The 6,906-nt window shown below is 33.9% G+C and carries 3 protein-coding genes; all 3 read right to left on the bottom strand.

Annotation, left to right across the window (positions count from 1 at the left end):
• Positions 1–2,210: DUF5916 domain-containing protein (locus B879_RS10530; protein ID WP_040400455.1), on the bottom strand; the 2,210-nt coding region annotated here is incomplete at its 3' end.
• 78 nt (positions 2,211–2,288) lie between these two features.
• Positions 2,289–3,776, bottom strand: a complete 1,488-nt coding sequence (locus tag B879_RS10525; protein WP_040400450.1) for a RagB/SusD family nutrient uptake outer membrane protein — start codon at positions 3,774–3,776, stop codon at positions 2,289–2,291.
• 12 nt (positions 3,777–3,788) lie between these two features.
• Positions 3,789–6,899 (bottom strand): SusC/RagA family TonB-linked outer membrane protein, encoded by a 3,111-nt coding sequence (locus B879_RS10520; RefSeq protein WP_009185160.1) that lies wholly within the window; start codon positions 6,897–6,899, stop codon positions 3,789–3,791.
• Between the last annotated feature and the right edge of the window lie 7 nt (positions 6,900–6,906).

Raw genomic sequence — 6,906 nt, 5'->3', positions numbered from 1 at the left:
TTAAACCAATAAATAAATTTAAATACTAGCGATCTGTTTTTAGATATTAAACTCTCAGGAAAATAATTGTTGGTATATACCAAAAAAGCATCAGAAGCTGGTCTAAATCTCCATTGAATTCTACTATTGATGTTTAAATTGTCAAATTGATTATTATATTGAATAAAAGTAGTCCAAAATAAATAATTTGTAACAGTAAGGTCGATTCGAGGACCAAAGAGAATTAAATCAGATCCTGAAAACCCTTCGGTGAGAGTAATTTTATTAAAATTATAATTTAACCCTAAGCTCCCAAATTGCTTATATCTAAAATTCAAATTACCTGAAACCTGACTTAAATTTCCGTTGAAAAAACCTCCATTAATTAATTGAATATTGAAAAAAAATGGCTTTCTAAGATCTGACTGATATGAAGTTAAAAAACCGGTTTGTACAAATTCATCTCCCGGCTGGAATTGCTGATCAGTTCTTCCTGTAGGGTTAAATGGGAAAAATAGCTTCACATAGTTGTTTAAAATAGAAAAATTAAAAATTGATGTATTTTGAAATGTTACTATCCATGAAGAAGATAAATTATAATCAGTTAACCCCCAAGTTTGATTCCAGATCCAATTATTTGAGAATAAAATTTGGTGCCTGTTTACTATTTTTGATCTTGGAAAAAAATTGAAACCGAAGATAGGGTTAATTCTGAAAAAATCTTTTCGAGGAACAAACCCAACAACAGCCTCAAAATCATTATCTATTAATTGGTGTGTCCATGTTGCGAAAAATTTCAGCGTATTATATGTAAGGGTACTTCCATGGGAATAACCAGTGGAACCGCCTTCTTTCATTGATTGATGCCAATAAAACTTTCCCGACCATTTTCCGTCTCTGGAAGCTAGGTTATAATCAACCCCCGCCAAATTCTGGCCTTCTCGACTATTAAGTTGATCGCTTTCAAGAAAATTAAACTGGTGTCTACCTACGTAGAAGAAATTAATATTTGATCTATGGAAAGTCTTTTTTTGCAGGGAAAAAACTGAATAATTTAATGAAGGTAAGCTTAATAAATCATCAGAAGCACTTTGCATATTAAGAATACCAAGTCTCCAGTTCTTTCCAAATTTCCCAGTCAATCTGGCACCTCCAATGATTTTTTCTTGAACATTTTGACCTGTTGCCGAATCTATAGTTACTCCAATTCTTCTCGAAAAAAAAGGTCTCGCATTGTTAAGTCCGAAATTTGAAAATAAATCTGCATTTTCTAAAAAAAACTGTCTCCTTTCAGGAAAAAAAAGCTCAAACCTGTCAAGATTCGTTTGTTGTTGATCTACTTCTACTTGGGAAAAATCTGGATTTATTGTCAAATCCAAATTTGTGGATGAACTTAATGCTACTTTGATGTCTCCTCCAACTGAAAAGTTCTTTCTAGTTTTTTGGGCTAAATTATCATTAGTGTCACTTGCTAAAGCAAATGGGATCAATGAAATATTTTTCCCAGGCGTTCCTAATTGGCCTTCAAAAGTTAATCTCCCAGTAAATGCTAAATTGATTAACTCGAATTGCCTTGGAACTCTATTCCATACTGATAGCTCATTTCGGTAGGTGTCAGAAGTGAAAAAATTCACTCCCCAATCCATAATATTTTCTCTATATCTTAATGTTTTGAAAGGTATTGATATTTCAACCTGCCAATGATCAGTATGAACTGAAGTAGCCGAATACCAAATATTGTCCCAAGAAAAGTCTACATCTTCTGGAAGACCTCCTCCATTGGAAATTAATCCTTCTCGTTGAACATTAAAAGGATTTACACCAAACAAAAACCCAATTGTTTGATCATTGAAAGGATCTAAAATAACATTAAATGCATCAACATTATTGGTAGGAAAATCCCTTCTCATTGACATAGAAACATGTTTTCCAGGGTCCTTATCATAAATTTTTGCTGCTACATATAAATTTTTGTCATCATAAAAAATAACAACCTCGGTTTTAGTTACTGACTTAGAAGTATCAAAAGGAAAGTACTGGTCAAAATCACTATAAAAAAATAATTCATTATAAAAGTCTTCATTTAAATAACCATCAATAAAAACATCAACTTCAGTCTTTCCTGCAAACAAAACATTTTCCTCATTTTGACCATATAGCGGTAATTGAGTTAAACAAAAAATAAAAAATCCTAAACAACTGATTTTAAAATAATATTCCTTCTTCTTCATTTTCAACCAATTTGGCATTAAAAAAAGGGGGGAACTTTATAAAAAAAGTTCACTACCCCTTTTAAATATTAATTAATCTTAATATCCAGGATTCTGAGTAAGATTAGGGTTCAAAATTATTTCTGAAGCAGGAATGGGATATAGTAAATAATCTTGAGAAACATTGAACATGTTTGGCAAAGGTCCAGAACCTTCTGGATAAAAATAGTCTTGAGGGTTAGCTTTAATCCTTTCACCAAACTGATTCATCACTTCTACAGCTATACCTGAACGGACAAGATCTTGCCACCTTTTATTTTCGAATGCCAATTCTATTCTTCGCTCATTCAAAAGAGTATTTTTATCTAAAGAGTTTAATTCTTGTAATCCTGCCCTTGTTCTAATTTGATTAACTAAGGAAAGTGCTTCATTGCTATTCCCTTGCTCAAAAAGACATTCAGCCAAATTTAGTAAGGTCTCAGCATATCTGTAAACTATCCAATTTTGACCTGTTTGATTAGGGATAGCATGTGGGTGTTGATATTTCTTAATATAAGGTAGATTATCATAAATCACCCCTGGTAGTGGAGAGGGACCTGAAAAAAACGCTATTGTTGCTTCATATCTTGAATCATTATCTTCATAAAGATCCAAAAGCTCTGGGACAGGAATATTGAAGGATCCCCCTCCATTTCTAGCTGCAGGTGAGACTCCTGTAATTATTGCTGGATCGTCTAACTCAGGTAGGAATTGATATGGAAAAGTGCTAAATAATGGTTGAGAAGTCCCTTCAACAAAGTAAATTTCGAAAATGATTTCTGAATTACCTTCATTGGAAGGTTTAAAGATTTCATCATATACCGGTAAAAGGTTATATCCAGCATTTAACACGTTTCTTAAAGCCGACTCTGCTTCTGACCATCTTTTTTGGCTCATTAAGACATCAGCCAATAACATGTATGCCGCACTGACTGTTGCCCTACCTGGAACTTGGTTATTTTTCCCTGGTAATAAAGGAATACTAGTGTTTATATCTGATAAGATTAAATCTAAAATCTCAGATGAACCTGACCTGTTTTTAAATGTTTCAGAGAATGATGTAGGTGGTTCGATAAACAAAGGAACACCTCCAAAATTTTTCAATAAATCAAAATAAGCAAATGCTCTCAAAAAATATGCTTCGCCTTTGATAGAGGTTTTTGATTGGCCATTAAAATCAGCATTATCAATACTCTGAATAATAAAGTTTGACCTGGAAATAATAAGGTAATTGTTTAACCACTTATTAAGTACTATTTCATTATTAGTTTCTACAGTAAATGTCCCGAGGTCTTCTCTAGGTTGATTTCCTCTGTTCCCAAGGTTCAAAACAAAATGGGCATTATCTGACCTGAACTCTGTCATTTGCCAATCTTGATTATACAATGTCTGTAAAGGTGCATAAGCACCAGTAATAGCTTGTAAAAAATCACTTTCAGTTTGATAGAAATTTTCCTGGGTAATGTTTGTTTCAGGTAATATTTCTAGAAAATCACTACATGATGTTAATACAAGCATTATGATTATTATTCTAATTTTCGTTCTCATATTATATTTTTTTTAGAAACCAACACTTATTCCAAAGCTAACAGTTCTGGGAATTGGGTAGGAGTTTTCATCTACCCCTGGTACATTTCCAATGCTTGATTGGTTTGCAGCAGTTGAACCAAATCTTTGCGTATTTACCTCTGGATTAGTACCAGGGTAATTTGTAATAAATAAAGCATTTTGAATACTGCTGTATAAATAAAGCCTTTTAATAGTTGAGTTGCCCGACATTGGAAGATTATAACCAATCGTTAAATTATTCAAAGACAAATAGCTTCCATCTTTAATAAATCGACTATTCCATCTATCCCTCTCAAGAAATGTCGTGCCTTGTTGAACGCTCCCAAATTTTCCAGCTCCTGGATTTTCCGGGGATTTCCATCTGTCATTTACATCTCTAAGGACATTAAATACTCCGTCCAAATTCGCTGCCCAGTTTTCATAAAAAGCAAGTATATCATTCCCAAATGATCCTAGAATTGCCATTGAAAGGGTAAAATTCCGATAGCTAAATTGATTTGTAAACCCATATACAAAATCAGGCCATGGATTACCAATTATCGTCATATCCTCAGGAAAAGAAATAATTCCGTCTCCATTTAGATCTCTAAACTTAACAGTTCCCACTTGTGAAGATGGATGTTTTGGAGAGTTATCGAAATCTTGCTGGTCAACATAAACCCCATCTTGAATTGCTCCATAAAACTGGGTAATAGGTTGTCCTACTATTGACATATGACTTCTAAATTGATATAAAAGGATTCCGCTGGGGAGCATGTTAGTTTGATTACCTAAAGAGACGACTTTATTCCTATCAAAAGAAACATTAAAATTGGTATTCCACTTAAAGTTTGATTTATTTATGACAGCTGCCTGCGCTGCAATCTCATGTCCCCAGAATTTAAGTTCACCGATATTAGTTTGGATGGAATTAAATCCAGAAGAGACGGGTACTTCCACATCAAAAAGCAAATTATCTGTATTTCTAACGTAATAATTGTAAGCAAGCTGAATTCTATCATTCCATAAGTTAATATCGGCACCTAAGTTAAATTGTCTGTTATTTTCCCAGCCCAATCTTTGATCACCTAAATTATTGGGAATTCTTCCTGCTGTAGGAACATTCGCAAATGGATAAAAAACTTCTCCAATTGTGGATCTATGGGTATAGTTACCTATTTGAAAATTACCTGTAAGACCATAGCTCGCTCGAATTTTAAAAAAGTTTATTACATTTTCATTCCAAAAATCTTCTTTCGAGATAATCCAACCTGCAGAAACGGCTGGAAAATTCCCCCATCTGTTATTTTCACCAAAGCGAGAGGAACCATCTCTTCTAATAGAAGCTGTAAATAGATATTTATCCTTGAATTGATAGTTTACTCTTGCTAAGTAGGACAATAACGTCCATTCCTCAACACTACTATCAACAAGAAGTATCCCAGCAGCATTCAAAGTTCTCACTTTATCATCTGGGAAGTTATTCCCAAATACTGTTAATCCATCAGCTCTGGCTTTTTGTGCAGTAAAACCTACCAATGCATCAAACTTGTGTTCATTTATCTCCCTAGCATAATTAAGGGTATTCTCGTTTAACCAGTTTGTGAACCTAACATTATTATTTGAACCAAATGGAATTCTAGGAGGAGGGATAAAAAGAACTCCAATAGTAGATGGGTTAAATTCAAAAATATTCCTATTCCCAATCTGAAAATTACCTGTTGTCTTTGCCGTTAGGCCTTTAGCTATTTCATAATCTATCGATAAATTGGATAACAACTGAAAATCATCATCTTCAAATACCTTTTCTTTTGCTACCCTCAACCAATTAGGATTTCCAAAGGTAGCAGGATCAGTAGCAATAAGACTTAAACTTCCATCTGGATTAAAAGGATTGGCAAGGGGTGTTGTAATTAAAGCAGAAGAAACTATGTTTTCTGTAACATAAGGCCAACCATCTGTATTAAAATTAGTGTTTTTTGTTAAAGTCGGCGCAAAATTTAATCCAATATTAAGCTTTTCATTAGGTTTAAACCTAGAGTTTATTCTAAAAGAAAAACGTTCAAAACTCGTTCCAACAACCACTCCTTCTTGATTGAAATAACCCAAACTAGCAGATGTAGCAAACTTTTCACTTCCCTGGCTGATTCCAAAATTATAGCTCTGGATAGCTCCAGTTCTGGTAATAGCATCAAACCAATCTGTTCCCGTCCCTAATTGATCTGGGTTTTGAAAAGCGGGGTTAACTGGACGTCCGTTTAATTCTGCTATTTCTTTTTGAAATTGAGCATATTCCCTTGCATTCATCATTTCAAGTCTTCTTCCTTGAGGAATATTCTCAAAACCATAGTATGAATCAAAGGAAATTTGTGTTTCCCTATTAAACTCAGTTTTATTAGTTTGAATCAAGACTACCCCATTAGCAGCCCTGGACCCATATAAAGATGCTGCCGCTGGATCTTTAAGAACTGTTATATTTTCTATTTCATTTGGACTAATAAAGCTTATATCACCTTCTATAGGCATTCCATCAACCACATACAAAGGTTGTGAACCACCCGTAAAAGAAAAAGCTCCCCTAATTTGAAAGTTCAAACCTTGTCCAGGCCTTCCTGAAGTTTGTGTAACTCTTACGCCTGCTAGTTTACCTTGAAGTTTTTGGCCAACAGTTGCAACTGGGGCGTTTGGTAAATCTTTAACATTTAAAGTCTCAATCGCGCCTGTGATTTCCTCAGCCCTTTGTATAGCATATCCTGTCACAATGACCTCTCCTAAGGCTTTTGTATCTGATTCTAAAAAAATATTATAATTTGACTCTATTCCAATTGAAATTTCTTTGGTTAGATAGCCAATAAATGAAAATACCAAAGTGTTATTTCCTGAAGGAACCGACAAACTAAAGTTACCATCTATGTCTGTTACTGTTCCAATATTAGTACCCTTAATAATGATTGATACTCCAGGAAGTGCTTCGTTTTCTTCCAAAGATTGTACTTTACCAGTAACAATCCTATCTTGAAGTGCATAAGAATGTACACTAATTAAAACCAATAAGCAGGAAAGTATTGAGAACACTTTCCATTGGCTTAATTTCTTTCGAAATTTTCCGTATTCTTTTCTCATAGTTAAA

Source organism: Cecembia lonarensis LW9, from assembly GCF_000298295.1.
Lineage (GTDB): Bacteria > Bacteroidota > Bacteroidia > Cytophagales > Cyclobacteriaceae > Cecembia > Cecembia lonarensis.
This window is presented reverse-complemented; position numbering and strand designations above follow the sequence as displayed.